We start from the raw sequence: 23,313 nt of genomic DNA on the forward strand, positions 1-23,313 counted from the left end.
CGATCGCTTGATGATGAATAGGTTAATGTACGTTCAAACACGGTTTTTACTTGTGACAATCTACTATTACATTGACTGCTTTCAATATTGGCTTTGAATCCACTGTATGTGCTTATTTGTAGCAGTAATCTACATCGTTTTAAACGATATATTTAAAACGGTCACAGTATTAGGGCGTGTCTTCAAACTGCTTTACAGATCGTTCGATACGGGTAGTTTGTGTCAGACTACGCTGTACATGGTTTTATTTCTGACCTTTGTGAACAATAAAATGATACGTAGCATCGTTTGAAGATACCATCTCGTATTTTGACCATGTTAAATGTTAATTTTGATTGTGTACTGAAACCCTGATCCATACGAGCTTAAAACAGATTCAACAATCAAATTAATCTCGGTCAACGTACTCGTTATGCCGCTGACCCATCTAGTGAGCATGGATGAGCTGTTATTAAATAGGGGGTTAAACTAGCGTCTATTTTCTGATATGATACGAAGGTCAATGTCGATCAGGAGGTGAATGCAGCGATGAGCATCCGCCATGCTGTGCCGAGATACTGGACGATTCAGTCTCAAGACGCTTGGGAGTCTGCGCAAAAGATCGGATTTTTGCACGGTCATGCCAAGCATATTATGTTTAGTGAGCCTTATCATTGGATGATGAGCCAGATGGGTCAGCGTCTGTCTGGTTATGATGGAAGTTACCCGGTGTGGGTATGGACGGAAAAGCCTGATCTGTTACAGCTTCATCATTATACAGGACGTGCAGGTTTTGTTTGTCTAACGTTGGAGTTGAAGCATGATGAAGTATTGCTGTCGGATTTTGATGAATGGCATGCGGTATTAAATGATACGTTTAACGCACGTACCCGGCGTGAATGGTTGCGCTACTGTGCAGGTCGCTCCGCGATCACAAAAGAAGAAAGCTGGCAGCGTATTTTCGAGTTGGAGCCGCCTGTTGCGGATCATGTTAAACGAGGCGGGCAACAGACGCGTCGCTTGCAAGGGGTAACCGGAGCGGTACCACTGGAACGTGTAATTCGGGTGGAACATCTGGATGAAGCGTTGCGAGAGCGTCGTTTGTATTATGTGTAGCGATAGGGGAGGGCTGCAGCGGGGAAGCCGGCAGTCTTTTTGCTGTGGTGTGAGGCTATTACACGTTATGAATAAGTTGGTGCTTAAGTTGCTGCTGTTTCTGGAAGCGAGCTGTCGGTAAATGGGAGCGTCGATCCATAGTACCGCTGTATGGCAAACACAATGGATAAGGATGAATATCGTCCGTATTGGCATGCTATATGCGCTAGCTAAGGAATGAGACAGATGGAGCAGCCAGACGTGTTTGTAATGTTAAGCCGGCACATGATCGGATATAGTGATGGTTCCGTAAGCTACGATATGGTGTAAAGAATAGAATGAGCAATGCCGTGATGTCATTTTGATTTGATGTTACATTGGAGCTGGTCAACGTAGCCGTATAGGATGCAGCAAGGCATGTACAGACAGGAGAGGATAGAATGAGTCGTTTTACATATACAGGGTTAATGCATCGGGTGATGGATATATATGCCGAGCATGGCAGTGCGGCAGCGTATCATTTTATATGTGAACATTTGGAAGAAGGACAGGCGAATCCGGCGCAAATGTACAATTTGCGTTATTCGTTGCTAGCTGCTTGTGGACGTAAGGATGAAGCACTCGCTTTGTTAAAAGAAGCTGTGCTGGAGCAAGGGTACTGGTACAATGCGGATGATCTAAGCGCGGATGATGATCTGGCAGTGCTGCAAGCTGAACCGGATATGCAGCATGTACTGGAATTGTGCAGATTGCGAGAAGCGGAGGCGCTTGCCGAGAGCACTGGGCAGCTTCATATTGTGCTACCGGAAACAGGCGCAGCACCGGCGGCATATCGCACATTGCTCGTGCTACATGGGGAATTGGAAAACAATGAAGCGGTAGAGCCGATATGGCATACTGCACTGAACAGCAATTATAAGCTGGCACTTCTGCAATCGTCACAAATTCAGTTTTCCGGTGCTTATGATTGGTCTGATCTCGAACAAAGCAGTGATGAGCTGGAACAGGCATTGCTAGAACTGGGGCGTATCGATGGACGAATCGGTGTGGATGATACCGCTGCTACGTCAGAGCAGCTTCAACAGGTGGAAGCGTTACAACATCATGTGCCAGCGCCGCTAGAGCAAGCGAGCGCTGCATCCATCAAACCGATTATCGCCGGATTCTCGTCTGGCGCTCGCGCTGGTCTGCATGCGGCAGCAACGTATCCGGCAGCAATCGCTGGGTTGATCCTCGTTGCGCCGTGGCTGCCGGATGCGACCGAATGGCAGGAGGCGCTGACATATTGGCAACAATACGGTGTGAAGCTGTATATCGTATGTGGGGAGCATGATGACGACTGTTTGCCTGGAACTGAAGAACTGGTAGCTGAACTGCGCCTCAAAGGAATTGAACATCAACTGCATCTGATGCCTGGGCTTGGGCATAATTATCCGGTTCATTTTGAGCAATTGTTGACGGCTGCATTAGCTTGGATGAATGAATCGTAATTTGCCGGTACGTCAATATGTTCAATTAGCACAGAACAAGCTATAATCATACATGGAAAAAGACCGGCATCGTTCGAATCGAGCGAACAAGCGGCGAATGAATGGACAGAAGGATGAGTGAACGGAGTGAAGATCGCAATATTTGATTCTGGCATTGGCGGGCTGACTGTATTGCATGAAGCGATGAAGCTGCTGCCGGACGAGGATTATTTATTTTATGCGGATACAAAGCATGTGCCTTACGGTGAAAAGAGCAAGCAAGAAGTCAAACAATATGTGCTGGAAGCGGCACAATATATGGCACAGCAGCAAGTGAAAGCGATCGTGCTCGCATGCAATACGGCGACAAGCATTGCGGTAAATGAGCTGCGCCAGCGATATGACTTTCCGATTCTCGGCATTGAGCCTGCGGTCAAACCGGCGGTACAAAACAGTACAATCAAACATAAAAAAGTGTTGGTGATGGCAACCCGTCTGACGCTAAATGAAGAAAAGTTTCATAATCTTGTAAAAAGTATCGATATGCACGATATTGTGGAAAGTTTGCCGATGCCTGGTCTGGTAGAGCTGGCGGAAAAGCGCCAATTTGACGATAAGCATGTGATCGCTTATTTGGATACAGCGCTTGCCGGTTATAAACTGGATGAATATGGAACGCTCGTCTTGGGCTGTACGCATTTCCCGTTTTTTCGTGAGCATTTGCGTCGCTATTTTCCGCAGGAAGTGGATATTATCGACGGCAGCAATGGGACAGCACGTCATTTACGCCATGTATTGGAAGCGCGCGGACAACTTGGCGGCGGTAAGGGGAAGATTGAATTTGTGCGCTCTAATGAACGTGTGGAATCTGCGACAGAATTGGCGGATTATGAGCGGTTGTTGAACCGGCTTGATTAAATACAGATGCATGATTTACGTAATATGAATATATTGTATAAAAATCCAATAATATATAAAAGCAGCGGCATTGTATTCACGGATGCCGCTGCTTTTGTTTAAGCTAACGGTACATACAGTTCAGTCGTAGCTAAGTTGTTGTGTCTGTTCATTTATAGTGACGAAACATGCGAGACAGTAGCCGCAGGAGACGATAAATGAAGCGCAGGTTGTTTCGTTAGTGAAGCCGCTGAATAAGATCGTGTTGCTGATGAAGTAGCTGTCGCAGATTGGGATCGTTGGTTATAGTTTGGCATTTGCACTGTTGGTGTTGAAATGGCAGACACAGATGTCGTTACAGCGGCTGAGGCGGGATTATTGCCTGCTATAGCTGTAGTCATTGCAGCAAGTTGTTTGACCGAAATGGTAGGTCGGATCGCTTTGGAAGGCTGCCAGGCGAGAATATTTTCCAGCTTGAATGTGCGTGGTTCACCGGAGCGCAAGCAATCGGCATATACCCGTCCATTGCGAATATGCTTGATCTCGATTCGACGCTGGGTCAACTTGCCTGTCTGATCCATATAAACAATTTCAAGCAATTCGCCAATATGGTGAGCTAGCATAATCATCCCTCTAATCAGAACGAATGTTCTTGTATTTGTTTTGATTATATACGAACAAATGTTCTTTTTCAAGTGTTGATTTACACTTATTTATTCAAAAGGAAAAGCTGTGCCTAGCCAGCTTTCACGATTAGCTGCCTGCTCTGTAGCTGCATTCTGTTTGCCGTAATGTTCTAGTAAATGCTGAAATCGGTGCATTTTGTTCTCATTGCGCAAATGGACATATGCACGTTGGAGCGCCGGATTTTGCAGCAGTGGGATATAGTAATCGGCTTCCATTTCCCATGCTTCCCGTTGCACAAATTCAGTCAATACGGGCGCTGTTTGCAAGCTGTCCAGCTGACGCAACCCTTTCATATTGTATAGCTCGATTTTACGCAGTTGGTGCAGCTGATGAAGTGCAGGCAGCTCGTGAACATGCGGCATCGCCCCGATTCGAATATATTGCAATCCGGTCATCGCTGAGATGAAATCAAGCTTTGTGATGCCGCGTATTTGCGCTAGATCGATATATTTTAGCTGTTTTAACTCGGCAAGTGTATCCAAGCGATTTGTACCGCCCCAATGCAGCTGCAACGACCATAGCTTTGGAAGTGTCAACAGAAAGTCCAGCTTTGGTAATGTCATATGATGCAAACGAAGCTTTTGCAAATGAACAAGGCTGGCAAGCTCATCGATCTGTTTGGCATGACCTTCAATCGTGAGTTCCTGTAGCTTAGTAAAACGGGAAATGCCTGCTAGCGACGGCTTTTTCGATGCTGTTTTACCGAGCGTGAGTGAGATGAGGGCAGGTGTAAGCTGCTGCAATAAGTCAAAGTGATCCAGTTTGTACAGCCGCAAACGAAGCTCCTGCAACTGTCCGAGCGTGGCGATTTGTTCCAGATTGGCAAATTCGCCTTCACACATTACTTCCAGCCGCCGCAATGTGGGCAATTGGCTTACAAATGCCAAATCGCACACCTGCCCGTAAAAGTGGTATGCCCGTATGCGCATATTCGGACACGCCGGCAGCACGATCGTATCGATATGCTGAAAGCTCTGCCCTTGCAGTGCAGCGGTAAATTGCAGCGTATGGATGGAAGGCATATCGGCAATTTCATTAGCTTCGGCGTGCGTAAGCTGCCCTTCAATCTCAACGACACCGGTATTCAAATTACGATACATGCTGTCACCGTCCTGTTGCTAAAGTAAATAGTACTAATCTTACTTGCGGTGCGCCGCTATCGTTTAGTCGGGCAATGTGTACCGTTTATGCTGCTCGATAAATTCCATCTCTGCCGTTTTGCCGACAAAATCGTCTTTAGTGTCGTTATAGTGCATTAACTTCACTGTCGTACGCACATCTTCTGGCAAGCTGAGCAGTTCATCTAGCGTCGTATGTACGATGCCTGGCGGATAAAGCTGGCAATCATGCAAAATCGTATGCACACCACGTTCGCGCACAAGCTGCTCCAATAGTTGCGGCTGAAACTTCATATCTGCACTGTAAAATATACGGTCATTGAGCAGGATCGAATAGCTATGTTTACCCTCGATATGCGGCGTTTGCAACAGTTCGATTTTGAGTCCTGGCGCTAGCTGTACCGATTGTTCAGCTACAAGCGGTCGCACATCGAAAATATCGTCCAGCGAGGCAATGCCTTCCTGCGTCATCCCGCCACTGAGCGTATGATCCCATAACGGCGAGAGCAATGTGCTAGCAATATACAGCACTGGCTTACGCTGATGCACAAAATAACCGCGAAACCCGAACTCCTCCAAGCCGCCCACATGATCGCCATGAATATGTGAAATCAAAATGGCATCGATCGTATCCAGTTCTCTGCCTAGCTGATGCAGTGCGATCGGCGCTGTAATCCCGCAATCGATCATCAATGTGTAATCGTCCGCTTCAACGAGCGCGTTGTTGTTGTAATATTTTTTGGCAAACGCATTGCCAGTGCCTAACATTTGCAATGTAATGGACATCATAAACCTCCTAAGTTGGATATGTTGTAACTCCACCATAAGCGAAATGGGTAGGGTCGATCAAGTAAGTGGTGTGTTTATGTTCAGGTAATGATGACTTGCTAGAGCGTGTACGGTATTTTGCTGCGCAAACACCTTTTTTCATTGCTCCCGTGTTTGAAGAACGTAAACACTGAATTCGTCCGTACCCCTATTCCTTCCCGCAGTGAAATGCTGCTCGCAGCCTATAAGTTTACGTACACACTCTAAAACGACTATAAAATAAAAAAGCTTTCTACTGTTGATAAGGTCATCAGACAGATCGAAAGCTTTGGTGGGTGAATGTATTTATTGGGCGGAGCGCATTATTTGACTGCGTAAGGTTTAATTATAATATAAGCCAGATCAGCATTACCTATTAATTTTTGTGTTTTGGTAATGGATTGTCCTGCTTTTACGGCTTTGTGTTTTTCGCGCATGTAGTTATACACTGTTCCATTCTGTGAAACGCCATTGACTAGCATCATAGAAGACTGCACGTCTTCTTTTCCTTGCTCGATCGTATGGTCAGTAATGTTTTTAAACGTGTACGTTAGAGTACCTGTCCAGGAACGAGCTTTTTTGTCTGTTGCGTTCAAATTAATTTGATACGAAGTTACGGCAAAAGCATTTTGATCTTCATTCAAATTTATTCGGTCATGAGGAATTTCGGTCAATTGCGGTGTGTTTTTCATATATTTAGGATCATTTAATTCGATTGTTTTCGTTTCAGCATGATAAGCTCCGTTCACTGCCAAATAATCGATCATGACTTTCAGTGGCACAAATAGAGCGTTATATTGTTGTACAGGAACCGTATCCATCGTTTTGGTCTGTTGATCGACAATGGCAGTTTTAGAATTGGCGGTTAGCACTAATTGATGACCATCCAATTGAATGGTTGCTTGTTTGGTAGCTGCATCATAGTCAACTTTAGCGCCTAACAAATCGCTTAGTGAACGTAAAGGAACGAGTAAACGATTATTTTGATCTACATAAGGCGAAGTGGGATAAGTGAATAAAATATAGTATTGGTTGATTTTAAGAATGGGCGGTGAAGATACATGTAACGCGGATTGAGCATAAGTCGAATGCGGCATGCTGATGGCTATAGTTGTAAAAAGTACCAAGAGCAGTTTGAAATATTTCATCAATATCCTCTCCTAAACGAATAAATTAAATTCTACAAGGTAGACGGTATGAAAGTAAATTATGTTTCAGAGTTTGAATATCAATATAACGATGTACTGTTTCTCTATGTTGAGAATAAAAGAAACAGTACATCGTTAGTTAGGATATAGATTATAAATGGATATTTACTGTTTCTTCCCCTTGATTAACATAAGATACTTTTATCTTGCTACTATTAGGATAAGAACACATTCCCCCTGTTTGAGCTGAACTATTCCATGCAGTATTAGAAGTTGAACTTTTACCAATATAAGTGTTATACCAGTGAACATTATTCATATAACTACCTGTAGATAAATTTTCCTTACCTTTATTTTGACCAATACTTGTAATTCTTTTTAAAATATTGCTTGATCCATTTGTAGTAAAGCCTTGGACATCTGCAGTTACTGTTTGCGAGTTTTTAGTACCATCAACTAATATTCCTGTAACTACCAGTGTTACTTGATTGTTAGCATTTACATAAAATTTCATTTGAATATCTTGGTTTGGTTGATAACGAGTTGTCATATTAAGTGGTAATTGACCAGAAACCCTAATTGCGCCAGACCAATTTCGACTAGCAGTATTATGTTGCATTCCAGCATCAACAGCTTGTGACTGATCTCCACCCCAACCACCTGTGTAAATATAACCTGTATCCCCAGTTGAACTGTTAGGTCCTGAATCTTGTATTTCTGTCTCAGACGGCAGATGTACTTTCATAGAAATCCATGAGTACCCTGTATTGCTATACACCCTTCTATAGGGTCCTGTTCCGTCAGTTTGGCATGTACTGGGAGCACTTACTTTGTTTATTGAAAAATAAGTATCTTTTGTTACTACGGGTCTAGGCTCTAGCTGCGGAAATACGAATTTCTCACCTTCGCTGTTTTGATAAACGTTATTTTTTACTGTTGTTAATAGTTCGATATCATCCTTTAATTCAGGTTTATTTGCGTAAACATCCCCCTCTTTATTGACGTAAATTACATTTTCTCTATCTTCCACCGGGAGAGTTGATATAACATTTTCCATAACTTGCCGTTCCGAGCCTTGTATAGCGTTACTTATGTATAAGTCTGGTTGCTGATCGCCTTGTGCTTGAACCTTATGAATGCCTAAAACTGATGCTGTTAATACAAAGCTTGTTAATAAAATCCTCATCGCCTTAGTAAACAAAATAGATCACGCTCCTATTTTATATTTAAATATAAGCACCTTTAATATGATTGTATTTACGCGGTAACTATATAATTTTTTTGTAAAGTTGTAAATTGTTAATTTTGGATAACATTTTATAGTTTATCTAAAGTATTACTTTGGTTTCATTTCTCAAACGTACAATGCAAATCTAATGGGAGCATCCCTTATGCAACACATAAAAACAAAACAATCAAGCACCTAAAAAATTACAATTTTTTTACCGCAACACAACGGCTATGATGGAGTATACATGTATAGAAGATCAGCATGTTTGCATGCTTGGTATATAGTCGAAGGAGGAACAGTATGATGAAATGGAAAATAGTAGTGTCCTTTACGCTCGCCTTCTTTTTGATGGGCAGCTCGGTGTTGTTTGCGGATGCTGCTTACCAGCAAGTACGGGTCTGGATTAACGGCAATGAAGTGGAAGGTGGTTCCTATATCATTGACGGCAAAACGTACGTTCCATTGCGTGAAATTGACGGGCTAGTTGATTATGACAATGATGCCAAAACCGTAAAGTTGTACAAGCCGAATGTACATATTTTCCTGTTCAAAGGGGATACCGCGTTTGGAAATGTGAATAAAGGCAAAGTGAAATTTAATGTGTTCACCCAAGTGGACAATTTGAAAACAGACATTTCGGCGGTAAAGATTGCAATCACTGATCCTTCCGGCGATCAAAAAGATATCCAGAGTCAGACCATTTCGCAGCAAAAGGACAATTTTTGGTTCCGTACGTATGACTTTACGTATAACTTTGATACGACAGGTCAATATACGGTCGGGTTTTATATGAAAAAAGCGGGGGCGAGCGAGTATACGCTCGTATCGCAAAAGGTCATTACAGCGCTCAATTAGAGCTGAACATACGCTGTTATACTGTATGCTGTTCAATTGACCTATAGTAGGTAAAGTGGTACGATACACAGGTGTTATTTTTAACTTCCGGACAAGCACTATGCTCCGGACTGAAGCGGAGCCGGGCGCACGAAGCAATAGCTGCGGATCGCCCGATCGAACTACTGGACAGCTGCCGGCTGTACGCAAGTGTAAAGATATCATATTCAAATTATATCGAAAGTAGGTTATAAGATGAGCGACAAACACGTACACGATGAAAACTGCAACCACGATCATGATCATGAGGTGGAGGAACTTACACTGACGCTGACAGACGAAGATGGCAACGATGTCGAAATGGTACTCGTTGAAACATTTGATGTAGGCGAAAAGCTGTATGCACTGCTGCTGGAACGCGGCAATCCGGAAGCAGATGGTTATATTATGCGCCTGGAAGACGGAGAAGAAGGTACGGTACTGGCTAACATCGAAGATGAAGCCGAATGGAAAGCGGTTGAGCAAGCTTATGAAGAACTGGTTGCTCATTCTGAAGAAGGTTAATACATGATATGTGAAAAAACCACTTTACTTTTAAGTAAAGTGGTTTTTTTATTTGCTTATGTATATCATATTTATATAAAAGTGAAAATATCACTGGAGGGAACGCGATGCTAGTTAATTTCCGGGTGCAAAATTTTTTGTCTTATCATACGTTGGAACAGTTCTCTATGGTTAAAGGAAGTACGAGAAGACATAAAAATCATGTTGTAGATTTTAAATCAGTTTCTGTACTAAAGTTTTCTGCTTTATATGGAGCCAATGCTGCTGGTAAATCTAATCTAGTAAAGGCAATTAAATTTTCAAGAAATATTATCGTAGATAGTTTGGACAAAAGTATAACATTTGATAAATATTGCAAAATAGATTGTGGAAATCAAGAAAAATCGAGTCAATTTGAATATGAGATTTTGATTAATGGAATTGTATACGCATATGGATTTGCCATTCATTTACTTGAGAAAAAAGTCGAAAAAGAATGGCTATATTCTTTAGAAGATGAGCAAGAAACAGAATTATTTACTAGAGCATGGAATGGTGAACACTATGAATTGAAAATTAATTATGCCGAGCTAAACTTAGAAAAAGATGACGAAATGAGATTAAAAGTTTATGCGGCAGATTTGTCAAATTTTCCTACTACATTATTAATTACGGAATTAAATAAAAACAAAAAAACTTTTGAGGTTACAGGGAAAATATCGATTTTGAACGCTATATATGATTGGTTTGAAGAAAAGTTAGAAGTTATAGCTCCTAATGAGTCTTTAGCTGAAAGCGGCATTACATTTATGGATCAAGATAAAGCATTGGCGCTATCTCATTTTTTGGAGGAATTTGGAACTGGAATTACTGAAGTATGTACTAAAAAAATACATGAGAAGGAGTTATACAAAGAATTACCTCAAATGATCGTAAAAAGAATTTTGGATCGGTTTAATGAATATACTAGCGATAAAAACGAGAAAAGTAAGCATAGCAAAAGAAAACACTTATTCATAAGAACGCCATACAATATTCATCAAATTGAGAAGCTGGGCGATAAAATTCAAATACAAACGCTTACTTTTAAACATGCAGACGACGATGGTTTTTACACATTGGGGGAAGAATCAGATGGTACTATAAGATTGGTTGATATTTATGATATTTTGGCTAGCGAAAGTGAGAAGGTATTTGTAGTAGACGAAATTGATCGAAGTTTACATCCAAATCTAACATTCAACTTTGTTAAAAAGTATTTGAATAAGAATACTATCTCTCAACTGATTGTAACAACACATGAGGATCGATTGTTAGACCTTGATATGCTTAGAAGGGATGAGATTTGGTTTGTTGAAAAGCAAGACAATAATGAATCTCGTCTTTATTCTTTAGAAAAATATAAAGAAAGATTTGATAGGGACATACTGAGAGCATATTTGGATGGTAGATACGGAAGTGTTCCTAAATTCAAATTTTTTTAAGTTGATATTTTTAGATGGAGGTTAGTGATATGTCGTTTAGGTTGTCGAAGACAATGCCATCTGAATCTCGTATACATGTAAAGCAAGAAGCTAAGAAAAAGTTTTTCTTTGTATTGGAAGGAGAAAAAACGGAAGCGATCTATATTAAAGCGATATCTCAGTATATTCCGAAAAATCTTTTAGTAGATATAGTTATTTTAGAAAGAGTAATTGCTTCTGAATCCAATCAATATAAAATGACAGCTAAAATTGAAAGTTATTTATCAACTCAAGCTGAATTAGAAATTACTATCATAGAGGAATTGCGCAGATTAACGAATTGTTATGAAGAAGATGAAATATCTGAAGAACAGTTAGTCGAACAAGTACAATTAATTTTAGGAGATCGCGCAGAAGCGCTTATAACTCAATTTAATGAAAATGTAATCGAACAAATTTATGCGCTAAATGAAATCAGTTCTTATGAGAAAGGGTTTGATAAAATTTGCTTGATTGTTGATCGAGATTATAGAAGTTTCAAAGAGAAGCAATATGATGAAGTGATCAATATATGTGAAAGATCAGGTTTTTTACTGGGCGTAACCAACCCGAATTTTGAGTTCTATTTATTGTTGCATATTAATGACTGTAACCATTTAGATCATGAAATTTTAAGAACTAATCCAAAGCAAACTAGCAATAAAAAGTATATAGAGTATACTTTGAATCAGTATTTAAAAGATTATAAACAAACGTATAAAAAAAATAAATATGACGCTAATTTCTTTATTAATAAGTATCCAGATTACAAAGAAAACATCAAAAATTATAAACAAGATAATCGATTATTAAAGCATGAGTTAGGTAGCTCATTACATCTAATCATAAATCAGTTATTCGATTGAAATTATTCACAGCTATCTTTTGAAGCAAGTAAGAGTTTGTAATACACAAATAGCCTTCATTCTTTTTAGAATGAAGGCTATTTATATTGCAATTAAAGCGATAGGCTGGAGTAATCTTTTATTTATTAGTATAACATTCGACGCTATTTACATTTTAATATGCTCGACCGAACCCAATCAGGAAATCGGATCAGCCTCTACAATGACTTTCACATTGCGGACGGTGCGATCTTCCGGCCCTTTGACCGGTAAACCGACTTTAACGTGATCGGTAATGTAATCGATATTTTCTTGCGAAATCACTTCACCTGGCAGCAAAATCGGGATGCCTGGCGGGTATACATAAATGAACTCGGCAATGATCCGCTCAGCGGCTTCAGCGAGTGGTACCGTTTCGGTATCGCCGTAAAATGCATCGCGCGGGATCAGCGCCAGCTGTGGAATTTCCGGGATTTTTACGACCAGTTCATGAATCTCACGATCGGAGCCGTGGAATTCGGCAGACATTTGTGTTAATGCGGCAACGAGTGTGTTGACGCTATCTTCCGTATCACCTGGTGTAACGAGACAGAGTATGTTATACATATCACTCATCTCGATTTCGAGATTGTAATGCTCACGCAGCCAGTTTTCCGCATCATAGCCCGTAATGCCTAGATGGCGAATATGAATCGTCAGCTTGGTCGGGTCATAGTTAAATGTCGCTTCTCCGCCCAACAGTTCTTCGCCAAAGCAGTACAAGCCTTCGATTTCATTAATGCGGCGGCGTGTATCCTGTGCCAGTGCAATCGCTCGCTCGGCAATGTCATGACCGTTCAACGCCAGATTGCGGCGCGATGTGTCGAGGGAGGCGAGCAAAATATAAGAAGTTGATGTCGTTGTCAGCATGCTGATGATCGTTTGAACCCGCTGCGGGTTCACATGTCCGTTTTTCACATTAACATTCAGCACCGAACTTTGTGTCATCGAGCCGCCCAGCTTGTGTACGCTAGTCGCAGCCATATCGGCTCCGGCAGCCATCGCAGACATTGGCAGCTTTTCATGAAAATGAATCAGAACGCCGTGTGCTTCATCAACAAGCACAGGTACCCCACGGCTATGAGCCAGTTCCACAATTTCCTTTAGATCGGCGCAGACACCGAAATAGGTTGGATTGATAACCAATACGCCTTTGGCGTCAGGATGGCGATCGAGCGCACGGCGTACAGACGCTGTCGTAATGCCGTGATCAATGCCGAGGTTTTCGTCGCGCACAGGCGAGACGAAGATAGGCTTGGCACCCGCAAAAATAATGGCTCCCATGATCGATTTATGCACATTACGCGGTACGATAATTTTATCGCCCGGCGAGCAAGTAGCCATGATCATCGTCATGATCGCACTGCTAGTGCCCTGTACAGAGAAGTACGTATAGTCGGAGCCGAAAGCGTCGGCTGCGAGCTTCTGCGCCCTTTCTATAACCCCCATTGGCTGGTGAAGATCGTCAAGTGGCGCAATGTTGATCAGATCTATGGAAAGAGCATTGTCACCAATAAACTCTCTAAACTCCTGATCACTGCCGAGTCCTTTTTTATGTCCCGGAATGTGAAATTGAACGGGATTGCTGGCCGCATGCTGCTTAAGCGCAGTGAAAAGCGGGGTTTGCGTATGATCCATTTTAAGCTGTCACAACCTTTCGGAATTGGAGTAAGTGTGCTGTATTTAAAAACCAAACAAAAATGAGTATAGCAAAAAGAGTGACGAATGCAATAGTTATCTTGTGTCAGATTTTGGACAAGCGCCAAAAACGGCATCATACCGCTATGTTATGGGTAAAAGTTGTTTAGCTGGCAATGTGCAAGCAGCAGTATGAAATTTGCTGAATACGTGCTTAGCTGTGCTACAATAAAATAGGTAAACGACGAAATTCGTAACGTTGAAGGGAGTACCCATGTCTTCATTCACTTATCAGGCTGCATCTAAGACTGGAAAAAACAACCGATTGCTGTTTGTGTACTTATGGTTGCTTATTTTTTTCGTGGAATTTGTAAAAGGGGGCTTGCTCGTTACGCTGCTGCCTCTGTATATGGGACATCGACTCGGGTTACCAGCGTTTGCGATCGGGATTGCGTTTGCTTCCCAATATGTCGGTGATAATGCGCTGCGTAGCCCGGCAGGTTGGATGGCGGAGCGGCTCGGGTTCCGGCTGACGATGACGCTCGGTATGCTGCTTATTTTGGCGGCGGTCGTCGTTATGTCTACCGTTCAACATCCGGGCTGGTTGATCGTGGCATGTGCAGCTATGGGCGTCGGTAGTGCACCGCTCTGGCCGTGTGTGATGTCCAAAATTACCGATATTTCCAGCGAGACCGGCAATTATGGTACTCATATGGGCATTATCGAAATCGCTTCGCTCGGTGGAGCGGGTTTGGGACCGGTCGTCATGAACTGGCTGAGCGGGGATTCGTATGCTTTTTCATTTGGCATGTTATTGCTCTGTATGATCGTAGTCGTTGTAGTGGCATTGTTTTTGCCTGGACGTACGGCTCGGCGCAGACCGCTTACGGATACAGTAGGTACAGGCGATCAAGCTGTTACACAAACTACAGCAGCTGTGGAAAGCGGTCATGAAGCAGCTTCTGCCGCTTATATACGCCAGCCTGGCGAAGGGCGGCTGCATTATTATGGGCAGCTTTTGCGCTCGCTTCATATTCATCCGTTGCTGTATCCGGCGTTATTTATGCAATCTTTTGCATTAGGTGTATTAACGCCGATTGTTACATTGTATGTAGTAAGTGAACTGGGGCTGACGCCTGCTTATTTTAATGCATTGCTGATCGGTGGCGGTGCGGTGACCGTGCTCGGACTTATTCCGGCTGGACGTCTAATTGATCGGCTCGGCAGCAAAATGTTTTTGCGCGCTGGCTTTTTGCTAGCGTCAACGGCATTGTTAGGACTGGCTTCAACACATATGTTACTATGGATATGGGTGTTTGTATTATGTGCCGGTTTTAGCTATGCAATGATTTTGCCAGCATGGAACGCGCTGCTGGCTAATCTGGTACCTGCCAAAGAAAAAGGGGCGGTATGGGGATTGTTCCTAACGTTACAAGGTTCTGGCTTAGTATTGGGGCCGATCGTATCCGGTAAAATCTGGGACGAAATTAGCCCACAGGCACCGTTTTATGTGAGTGCAGCGGCGATGTTGCTGTTGTTTATTATTCACTGGTTAATGGTACGGCAACGCCCGGACATTCGTTAAAAGAGAGCAGCAGCAAAAGGAATACACAATCAGCAGAATGTGCAACTATTCGCGAAGTTGCTCCCAAAGCAAAGCCGTACGTTTTCACACCATGCTATTCATGGCAGAAACGTACGGCTTTTTGTACAATAATGATATGGAAGAAGTCTTATAAAGAAGAAGCCTTATAACTATGAAAACCTAATCATACAAGCAGCGGATGGCGGAAGCTACATAGGTGGGGCTGCTTTTGCTCCGCTATTGTCTGCATATCGCAAACGTAATAAACCGATAGTCGCTACTATAATCATTTTAACGCGAACGTCATTTGCAAATGCCAATCAGCATTCACTGCCCAATATAGCGAGATCGCCTATAAATTGAGACTTGTTTCCGAAGCTTCAGACGGATGCCATCTGATATAATGGAAGCAGTTGCTGAAATGTATGTTCCACCTGACGTACGAAAGCGTCACCGTCACCTAGTAGCGGATCATGTTTATCGATGCGCAAACCGCAGATGATTTCGGATTTTTTGACCGTTTGCAGACGGTTTGCCATGTCCAGCAAATGCTCATCCGACCAATCAGCTTGTGGCGTGCACTGTGGAGACATATGGTCTAGTGACCAGTAATAATGGTCAGGTACGATCGCTTTCACTTGGTCAAGCTGAGCTGCCATTGCACGTCCGAAATCAACTTTGCGGGGACTTTCGTAAATGATGGCAAATACGACAAACACGTGAGTGCCAAACATGCCAACTTCAAAATGTGGCAGCGCCTTGTAACCGCGCTTGCTGGATGCCCATGCGACCCAAGTATCTTTGGGCGGATTAACCGTGCGGCGTGCATGCTTAGCAACATGCACGTACATTTCTTCACCGCACAGCGTTGCCAAATGCGGCTGAATGAGCTCACCTAGTGCAGTCAGCTTTGGGCGCACACGGGCGATTAGTGCCTCCATACGCGGCTCCAGTCCATCAATGGCAAATACATCAAAGTCTGCGGCGGTAAAGCCGGAAAATGTCGTTGTTGTCGTCGAATTCATCGTTAGATTAAACCTCTCTTTCGATCCATCGTTATCATTGTTTCTTACTTGGATAAGTCACAGTTATAATAGCATATTTGTTCGCGATGTTTTCATGAAGATTACGTGTGCCAAGGCGCTTTGCTGCTTAGACGAACAGGCAAACGGGTAAAAATAATCAAGCTACTCCGGTCTATCGCAACATCTCGATCCACCGGATCAGGTTATGACAGCAGCAATGAAACATTACCATCACATTACTAATCACAACATAACGCATAATGATAACAATACACGCATGAGTATAAATGATAAGGCACAAAGGAGGGATTACTATGAACAAAAGCTATGAAGTGGAATATTGCAACGTGGAGCTTCGCTTTGCCCGTCGCGATATCCAGAACCTGATCCGTGATTTGATCAAAGAAGGGTATTCTCTGTACTGGCGTGAGACAGATGATTGTTTTATCGTGTCGATCCGTACGGACAACCATATGACTAAGCTGCGTTTTCAGCAAAGTCAGGAAGGCTATAAACTGATCGGTGATTATCGTATTCATGACGCACGGCTTGCCGAGTGGATGGAAAAGCTGATCGGTGATACGAAAGGTCATGCGATCGTAAAGCGTTTCCGTGACCAGCAGATTTTGGTGGAAAATATTTTGTTTGGCGAAGTCATTCGGATGGTGGAAATTTCCGGGTTGGAACAGCGCATCCTGTATCAGAAAGAAACTACCCCTAACCGCGAATCACTGCAAAATTTGTATCTATCGATGGAGGGAGAACAGCGCATCGCTTCCACTGAAACCCAAATTGATGAACTGCTTGATCGTCTCAATGAAGCGTTAAAAGCAGGCGACCAACAACAGGTGGAAGTGTGTAAAAAAATGTTGGAAAATCTGCGTTTTGAACTTATTCGGTTGGAAAAGTGAAATATTGGGCGTGATATACATGCGATTCATAAAAATAGTTAGAATTTTACACAAAAATTCAACGTTTTTATGAATTTTCATGGGATCACGCCTTTGGACTTTCTTTATATGCATAAAACATGTAGAATGTTGAATGTAGTCACATGAAAGATTCAAATGAGCACATACAAATACTGATGTAAAGGATGGAGAACCGGAATGTCCAAACAACAAATTGGTGTAGTTGGTCTTGCCGTTATGGGTAAGAACCTGGCTCTTAACATCGAAAGCAAAGGGTTTAGCGTATCTGTATTTAACCGCTCCCCGCAAAAGACACATGATCTGCTCGAAGAAGCAAAAGGCAAAAATCTGGAAGGATTTTTTTCGATTGAAGAATTCGTACAATCGCTGGAAGTTCCGCGCAAAATTCTGATCATGGTTCAAGCAGGCCCGGCAACCGACGCTACCATTGAGCAACTGGTTCCGCATCTGGATGAAGGCGATATTATTATTGATGGCGGTAACGCCCATTTCCCTGATACACAGCGTCGCAACAAAGAACTTGAAGAAAAAGGTTTCCGTTTTATCGGAGCTGGCGTATCCGGCGGCGAAGAAGGCGCATTGAAAGGCCCAGCGATTATGCCGGGCGGACAGGAAAGTGCGTACGAGTTAGTTGAGCCGATCCTGACTTCCATTTCTGCCCATGTAAACGGCGATCCGTGCTGTACATATATCGGACCGGACGGTGCAGGCCACTATGTCAAAATGGTTCATAACGGTATCGAGTATGGCGACATGCAGCTGATCGGTGAAGCGTACAATCTGCTCACATCCGTACTAGGTGCAGACACTAAAGAACTGCATTCCATTTTCGATGAGTGGAACAAAGGCGAGCTGGACAGCTACCTGATCGAAATTACAACCGATATCTTTACTAAATATGATGAAGAAACAGGCAAGCCAATGGTGGATGTGATCCTCGATGCAGCCGGTCAAAAAGGTACAGGCAAATGGACAAGCCAGAGCGCACTTGATCTGGGCGTACCATTGTCGATGATTACCGAATCCGTATTCGCACGCTTCCTGTCCGCAATCAAAGAAGAACGCGTAGCAGCAAGCAAAATTTTGAGCGGTCCTAAAACCGAACCGTTCTCCGGCGACAGAGCCGAATTTATCGAAGCGATTCGCAAAGCGTTGTACGCTTCCAAAATCGTCTCCTACGCACAAGGTTTCGCCCAAATGCGCGCTGCTTCCGATGAGCACGGCTGGGATTTGAAATACGGCAACATCGCTATGATCTTCCGTGGCGGCTGCATTATCCGTTCCCGCTTCTTGCAAAACATCAAAGACGCATACGACAAAGATGGCGGTCTGAAAAACTTGCTGCTTGACGACTATTTCAAAAACATCGTCGAAAATTACCAAGACGCATGGCGTGAAGTCGTTGCCACAGCGGTAAAATACGGTATCCCGGTGCCTGGCTTCTCCAGCGCATTGGCTTACTTCGATAGCTACCGTACGGAACGCCTGCCAGCTAACCTGCTGCAAGCACAGCGCGACTACTTCGGCGCTCACACCTTCAAACGTGTGGACAAAGAAGGTACATTCCACTACGAGTGGATGAAGTAATTGTATTGATGTGCACGAGGAGCTGAGCGGACAAAGTTATTTCATCATCTAACATGTCACAAGCTTCATCGGTAGTTTTATTCGTAGTTTTAAATGAAGGGAGCGGATCATTTCCGCTCCTTTATTTTACATACAGTTATTTAATGACAATGAACTTATCACTTTTTGCTCCCATCTAGCAATGAGTTCACATCCGCCCACAGAGGATTGTCCAAACTTCCCCCCATATGTTATGATGTGTGGAATAAAACAGATGCTGAAAGAGGTGTGCATATTGCATCAGGAAAGCGAAATTCAGCATTCCAATATTATTCTCGTTGGTATGATGGGAACCGGCAAAACGACGGTCGGCACGCTGCTGGCACAGCAGCTATCGTATCCGCTCGTGGATATGGATACGATCATTGCCGAGAGAGAAGGAATGTCGGTACAGGATATTTTCCGTACTAAAGGTGAAGCCTATTTCCGCGATCTCGAAAGTCAGGTATTGGAAGAAATGCTGCAATCGACCGGTCAGGTGATTTCCACTGGCGGCGGCTGTGTACTGCGGGAGTTGAATCGTGCAGTGATGCTCGCTAAAGGCTTAGTCGTGGCACTGACAGCGGATGTGGATCATATTGTAGGTCGTGTAGCAGGCGATACGAATCGTCCATTGCTCGCAGGTGATACAAGGGAACGGGTACAGACGATTATGGAAGAACGTAAAGAGGCGTATCATTTCGCTCATGTTACGGTGGATACATCGTTGTTGACTCCGGATGAAGTCGTCACGCATGTTTTATTACGTTACCGCGTTCAAGCTTCTTGGCTTTCGGGTGAGAAAGTAAAAAGAGGTGAGCGATATGAGTGATGCCGAATTATCGATTACAGAACAAGTCCAGCAATTCCAGCAAGCTTTTACCGGGCCTGAGCTGGATATTATTGCATTAACCGGGGCTAATAGCGCTAGTCTTGGTACAACCGGTGGCAAACAGGCATGGAATGCTAGAATTTCTATTACAGCCTGGCGTTTGCACGATCATGAAGAAGTTCAGCAGGGCGAATTTTTTTTAACAAACAAAGGCGAGCGAACACAGCTAGAGTTATTGTTTAATCCGCTACAAGCGGATCAAATCTGGCAAATGACTGTCCGTCATGCAGACAATCGCTTTTTATTGTTGAAGCTCAAACAGCAACACGATGCCGCGCAGGAGCCTAAGCTTGCCAAAATACGAGAAGAGCAAACGCGTGAGGTGAACATTAAGCATGAACGTCTCGGTACGTTCATGCTAGACCGCAGGTTCAATACATTACGCGGACAAATCGAGTGGTTAGGTGAAACGGTCGGGGTAAGCATAGACTACGATGAAAATATGCAAACTCAATTCGATCACCTGATTCGCCTGCTTGATGATGCCGTCAAGTGGGATAAACGTATTCGTACTTTCGCTGCTGAAGAACTGACAGAGCTTAAAAACGATAGCTGGCTGGAGGAAGACGAGCAGGAATGGAGTAAAGCGAATGTTTCCAAGCAATTATCGCTTCAGCAGATTAGTTTCTCGGAACAGGAGTTTACATTCTGGTTCGATGATGGTGATCTGTTCTGGGGTCATGCCGTGTGTGTAAACAATACGGTGGAGGATGGGCCGTACGATGTAAGCATAATGGGGTGATACACCGATTAGGATACTTTTTACAGTACCAGTCCAGTGATCTCCTCATCTTAGCGGCTGCTTTTATTGTGCACGAGCTGGATTCAAGCAGATTACACAACAAATAGCTAATATGTGCTGCTCATAGGGACGAAGTTCAGCTTTTAGAGCAGGTTAAGAGTGAATAGGGTAAAGCACGAAAAAAGGCGGGGGCTATTCGCCCTCCACCCAGTCCATCATACCGCCTTCCATGTTCAGGCAGTTGGTATAGCCATGTTGGCTTAAATATTCGCGTACACGCTCGCTGCGATAGCCGCTGCGGCAGATGAGCACGGTCGTTGCGTCCAGATCAATTTCGTCCAGACGACCTGGAATTTCACCCATCGGAATGTGACGCGCGCCATCGATCATTCCTTGGATGACTTCTTCATGCTCACGCACATCGATCAGTTGCAGCTGTTCGCCAGCGTTAATACGCTCACGCAGCTCGTCTGTCGTAATCTGTGTTTGGTTCGACATCGTTATCCCTCTATTCATTAAGTAGTTCACACATATGCCGTATTGTGATCGATAAGGCAATCTGTGTTCATCATACCAAACCCCGAAGGAGAATAAAACTATGGATGTTATTGTTACCCCTACATCGAAGCTGAAAGGAGAGATTGGAGCCCTTTCTTCCAAAAACTATACGACCCGTTATTTGCTCGTTGCTGCACTGGCAGAGGGCACAAGTACGATTCATTTTCCGGCTCATAGTGAGGATAGCGATGCGATGCGTCGTTGTATTGGCGATCTTGGGGCTGTGCTTGAAGAAGATGATGAGAAGATTGTCATCCAAGGATTTGGCAGCAAACCGATCGATGTAAAACAACTGAATGTAGGCAATGCGGGTGCGGTATTGCGCTTTTTGATGGCGATTGCAGCGCTTTGTCCGGAAGTGACATTTGTCAATACATATCCGGATTCGCTCGGTAAACGTCCGCATGATGATCTGATCGAATCGCTTGGTCAGCTTGGTGTGGAGGTGGAGCATCAGCAGGGACGTCTGCCGATTACGATTCGCGGTGGCAAGCCAAAAGGCGGTAAAATTACGGTTTCCGGTAGCGTTAGCTCGCAATATTTGAGCGCATTGCTGTTCCTGACTCCGCTACTGGAGCAAGATAGCGAGATTACGGTGCTGCATGATCTGAAATCGAAAGTCGTAGTTGGACAGACGCTGGAGGTGCTGGAACAGGCGGGGATTACGATCGAAGCGAGTGATGATCTGATGCATTACCGTGTGCCAGGACGTCAGCAATACAAAGCGCAGGAATATACAGTTCAAGGGGACTATCCAGGTTCGGCAGCCGTGCTGGCAGCGGCAGCGGTAACCGTGTCCGATGTGACGATTCATCGTCTGCCTGTTCAGAGCAAGCAAGGGGAAAAAGCGGTTGTTGATGTGCTGAAAATGATGGACGTTCCGCTTACTCATGAGAACGATATCGTACATGTACAAGGCAATGGACAGCTTAAAGCGGTGGAGTTTGACGGTGATGCGGCTACTGATGCGGTGCTGGCGATGGTAGCAGCAGCCGTATTTGCCGAAGGAACGTCCCGCTTTTACAATGTAGAAAATTTGCGCTACAAAGAATGTGATCGGATTACCGATTATTTAAATGAGCTGCGCAAAGCGGGCGCAAATGTGGAGGAACGCCAAGCGGAAATTATCGTGCACGGTCGTCCAGAAGGCGTTGAAGGCGGCGTAACGATCGATGCGCATTACGATCACCGCGTCATTATGGCATTGTCGATCGTCGGTCTGCGTGCCAAACGACCGATCCGTATTCAGGATGCGCATCATGTTGCCAAATCGTATCCGCAATACTTTGATCATATCCGCTCGCTTGGCGCTAACGTAGAATGGGTATAGGAGCATGTCAGGGTTTGTAGGTGAGCAGCTACAACGCTTGACGATGTGTTCAAGATGACAAAGGAGGCGTCCGCAATGGCTTTTGAAAATCCTTCAAGGGAAGAAATTAAGACCATTCTGGAGCAAACCGGTAATATCGCGGTAGTTGGATTGTCTGATAAAACAGATCGTACATCGTATATGGTCGCGGCGGCGATGCAGCAGCGTGGCTATCGTATTATTCCCGTCAATCCAATGGCAGCCGGAACAACGATTCTCGGTGAAAACTGTTATGCTTCACTGGCAGAGGTGCCGGAACCGATCGACATGGTCAATGTGTTCCGCCGTAGCGAATATTGCACCGAGGTGGCGCATGAGGCGGTACAGGCTGGTGCGCGTACACTATGGCTACAGCTTGGTGTCATTAATGTGGAAGCGGCGACGATCGCTGCTGATGCGGGTTTGACGGTCATTATGGATCGCTGTATTAAAGTGGAAGACGCGATCGTCCGTCCAGTGCGCAGCTAAAATAAAGCTTGACAGGTCACGTAAGCGTTCCTACACTTGCCCAGAGCCAGAGCCAGAGCCAGAGCCAGAGCCAGAGCCAGAGCCAGAGCCAGAGCCAGAGCCAGAGCCAGAGCCAGAGCCAGAGCCAGAGCCAGAGCCAGAGCCAGAGCCAGAGCCAGAGCCAGAGCCAGAGCCAGAGCCAGAGCCAGAGCCAGAGGATTGTGCTGTGGCGTGCATTATAGGTATGTTCCGCTAGCGACAGGCAGGGACGTATAGACGGCAAGCGGTCAATAAGCCGCTCCAGCAATCGATAACAGGTTGCTGGA

23 protein-coding genes are annotated in these 23,313 nt (G+C 44.1%); 14 read left to right on the top strand and 9 right to left on the bottom strand.

Annotated elements, in window-relative coordinates:
• Positions 1-528: 528 nt before the first annotated feature.
• From U1I11_RS07310 to murI, 3 genes are all read left to right on the top strand, one after another.
• Complete coding sequence (locus U1I11_RS07310) at positions 529-1,095, top strand: DUF3841 domain-containing protein (RefSeq protein ID WP_322905202.1); 567 nt, start codon at positions 529-531, stop codon at positions 1,093-1,095.
• 419 nt (positions 1,096-1,514) lie between these two features.
• Positions 1,515-2,564, top strand: coding sequence for an alpha/beta hydrolase (locus tag U1I11_RS07315; RefSeq protein WP_322905204.1), 1,050 nt, complete (start codon positions 1,515-1,517; stop codon positions 2,562-2,564).
• 126 nt (positions 2,565-2,690) lie between these two features.
• Positions 2,691-3,461 carry a glutamate racemase gene (gene murI, locus U1I11_RS07320; RefSeq protein ID WP_322905206.1) on the top strand — a complete coding sequence of 257 codons (771 nt, stop codon included), beginning with the start codon at positions 2,691-2,693 and terminating at the stop codon, positions 3,459-3,461.
• Positions 3,462-3,613: 152 nt separating this feature from the next.
• Here the strand turns inward: murI and U1I11_RS07325 are convergent, their stop codons facing one another.
• The 5 genes from U1I11_RS07325 to U1I11_RS07345 form a co-directional block, all read right to left on the bottom strand.
• The gene (locus U1I11_RS07325; RefSeq protein ID WP_322905208.1) at positions 3,614-4,063 is read right to left on the bottom strand and encodes a hypothetical protein; all 450 of its coding nucleotides are present in this window, start codon (positions 4,061-4,063) and stop codon (positions 3,614-3,616) included.
• Between the two features lie 90 nt (positions 4,064-4,153).
• Positions 4,154-5,227, bottom strand: a complete 1,074-nt coding sequence (locus U1I11_RS07330; RefSeq protein WP_322905209.1) for a leucine-rich repeat domain-containing protein — start codon at positions 5,225-5,227, stop codon at positions 4,154-4,156.
• A 63-nt stretch (positions 5,228-5,290) separates the two neighbouring features.
• Positions 5,291-6,031: an MBL fold metallo-hydrolase gene (locus U1I11_RS07335; protein ID WP_322905747.1), complete on the bottom strand. Its 741-nt coding sequence runs from the start codon at positions 6,029-6,031 to the stop codon at positions 5,291-5,293.
• Between the two features lie 344 nt (positions 6,032-6,375).
• Positions 6,376-7,200, bottom strand: coding sequence for a copper amine oxidase N-terminal domain-containing protein (locus tag U1I11_RS07340; RefSeq protein ID WP_322905211.1), 825 nt, complete (start codon positions 7,198-7,200; stop codon positions 6,376-6,378).
• Positions 7,201-7,351: 151 nt separating this feature from the next.
• Positions 7,352-8,401: a hypothetical protein gene (locus U1I11_RS07345; protein WP_322905213.1), complete on the bottom strand. Its 1,050-nt coding sequence runs from the start codon at positions 8,399-8,401 to the stop codon at positions 7,352-7,354.
• Between the two features lie 333 nt (positions 8,402-8,734).
• Between U1I11_RS07345 and U1I11_RS07350 the strand changes: the two genes are divergently transcribed.
• The 4 genes from U1I11_RS07350 to U1I11_RS07365 all read left to right on the top strand — a co-directional run bounded on the left by U1I11_RS07350 (position 8,735) and on the right by U1I11_RS07365 (position 12,176).
• Complete coding sequence (locus U1I11_RS07350) at positions 8,735-9,286, top strand: copper amine oxidase (RefSeq protein WP_322905748.1); 552 nt, start codon at positions 8,735-8,737, stop codon at positions 9,284-9,286.
• A gap of 234 nt (positions 9,287-9,520) precedes the next feature.
• Positions 9,521-9,829, top strand: coding sequence for a DUF1292 domain-containing protein (locus tag U1I11_RS07355; protein ID WP_322905215.1), 309 nt, complete (start codon positions 9,521-9,523; stop codon positions 9,827-9,829).
• A 167-nt stretch (positions 9,830-9,996) separates the two neighbouring features.
• On the top strand, positions 9,997-11,292 hold the full coding sequence (locus U1I11_RS07360; protein ID WP_322905217.1) for an AAA family ATPase: 1,296 nt from the start codon (positions 9,997-9,999) through the stop codon (positions 11,290-11,292).
• A 53-nt stretch (positions 11,293-11,345) separates the two neighbouring features.
• A complete protein-coding gene (locus U1I11_RS07365) occupies positions 11,346-12,176 on the top strand; it encodes an RloB domain-containing protein (protein WP_322905219.1) in 831 nt (276 codons plus the stop codon).
• 177 nt (positions 12,177-12,353) lie between these two features.
• On the opposite strand, the gene U1I11_RS07370 is transcribed toward U1I11_RS07365, so the two are convergent.
• Positions 12,354-13,832 carry an aminotransferase class I/II-fold pyridoxal phosphate-dependent enzyme gene (locus tag U1I11_RS07370; RefSeq protein WP_322905220.1) on the bottom strand — a complete coding sequence of 493 codons (1,479 nt, stop codon included), beginning with the start codon at positions 13,830-13,832 and terminating at the stop codon, positions 12,354-12,356.
• Positions 13,833-14,106: 274 nt separating this feature from the next.
• On the opposite strand from U1I11_RS07370, the gene U1I11_RS07375 reads away from it, so the two are divergent.
• A complete protein-coding gene (locus U1I11_RS07375) occupies positions 14,107-15,417 on the top strand; it encodes an MFS transporter (protein ID WP_322905222.1) in 1,311 nt (436 codons plus the stop codon).
• A gap of 380 nt (positions 15,418-15,797) precedes the next feature.
• On the opposite strand, the gene U1I11_RS07380 is transcribed toward U1I11_RS07375, so the two are convergent.
• The gene (locus U1I11_RS07380) at positions 15,798-16,442 is read right to left on the bottom strand and encodes a YktB family protein (protein WP_322905224.1); all 645 of its coding nucleotides are present in this window, start codon (positions 16,440-16,442) and stop codon (positions 15,798-15,800) included.
• Positions 16,443-16,756: 314 nt separating this feature from the next.
• Here U1I11_RS07380 and U1I11_RS07385 point away from each other — a divergent pair, with 314 nt between their 5' ends.
• The 4 genes from U1I11_RS07385 to U1I11_RS07400 all read left to right on the top strand — a co-directional run bounded on the left by U1I11_RS07385 (position 16,757) and on the right by U1I11_RS07400 (position 20,613).
• Positions 16,757-17,353 (top strand): hypothetical protein, encoded by a 597-nt coding sequence (locus U1I11_RS07385; RefSeq protein WP_322905226.1) that lies wholly within the window; start codon positions 16,757-16,759, stop codon positions 17,351-17,353.
• A gap of 198 nt (positions 17,354-17,551) precedes the next feature.
• Complete coding sequence (gene gndA, locus U1I11_RS07390) at positions 17,552-18,961, top strand: NADP-dependent phosphogluconate dehydrogenase (RefSeq protein WP_322905228.1); 1,410 nt, start codon at positions 17,552-17,554, stop codon at positions 18,959-18,961.
• Positions 18,962-19,214: 253 nt separating this feature from the next.
• Positions 19,215-19,811 (top strand): shikimate kinase, encoded by a 597-nt coding sequence (locus tag U1I11_RS07395; protein WP_322905230.1) that lies wholly within the window; start codon positions 19,215-19,217, stop codon positions 19,809-19,811.
• Entirely contained in the window at positions 19,804-20,613 is an 810-nt protein-coding gene (locus tag U1I11_RS07400; protein ID WP_322905232.1) for a DUF2262 domain-containing protein, read from the top strand. The genes U1I11_RS07395 and U1I11_RS07400 overlap by 8 nt, the downstream gene beginning before the upstream one ends.
• Positions 20,614-20,805: 192 nt before the next feature.
• Here the strand turns inward: U1I11_RS07400 and U1I11_RS07405 are convergent, their stop codons facing one another.
• Positions 20,806-21,111 carry a rhodanese-like domain-containing protein gene (locus U1I11_RS07405; protein WP_322905234.1) on the bottom strand — a complete coding sequence of 102 codons (306 nt, stop codon included), beginning with the start codon at positions 21,109-21,111 and terminating at the stop codon, positions 20,806-20,808.
• Positions 21,112-21,211: 100 nt separating this feature from the next.
• On the opposite strand from U1I11_RS07405, the gene aroA reads away from it, so the two are divergent.
• Both aroA and U1I11_RS07415 read left to right on the top strand, forming a co-directional pair.
• Positions 21,212-22,501: a 3-phosphoshikimate 1-carboxyvinyltransferase gene (gene aroA, locus U1I11_RS07410; RefSeq protein ID WP_322905237.1), complete on the top strand. Its 1,290-nt coding sequence runs from the start codon at positions 21,212-21,214 to the stop codon at positions 22,499-22,501.
• Positions 22,502-22,576: 75 nt separating this feature from the next.
• Entirely contained in the window at positions 22,577-23,008 is a 432-nt protein-coding gene (locus U1I11_RS07415) for a CoA-binding protein (RefSeq protein ID WP_322905239.1), read from the top strand.
• Positions 23,009-23,038: 30 nt separating this feature from the next.
• Here U1I11_RS07415 and U1I11_RS07420 read toward each other — a convergent pair whose 3' ends face one another.
• Positions 23,039-23,224 (bottom strand): hypothetical protein, encoded by a 186-nt coding sequence (locus tag U1I11_RS07420; protein ID WP_322905241.1) that lies wholly within the window; start codon positions 23,222-23,224, stop codon positions 23,039-23,041.
• Positions 23,225-23,313 lie beyond the last annotated feature (89 nt).

The sequence above is a fragment of the Paenibacillus campi genome (genome assembly GCF_034659835.1).
In the GTDB taxonomy this organism is placed as follows: domain Bacteria; phylum Bacillota; class Bacilli; order Paenibacillales; family Paenibacillaceae; genus Saccharibacillus; species Saccharibacillus campi.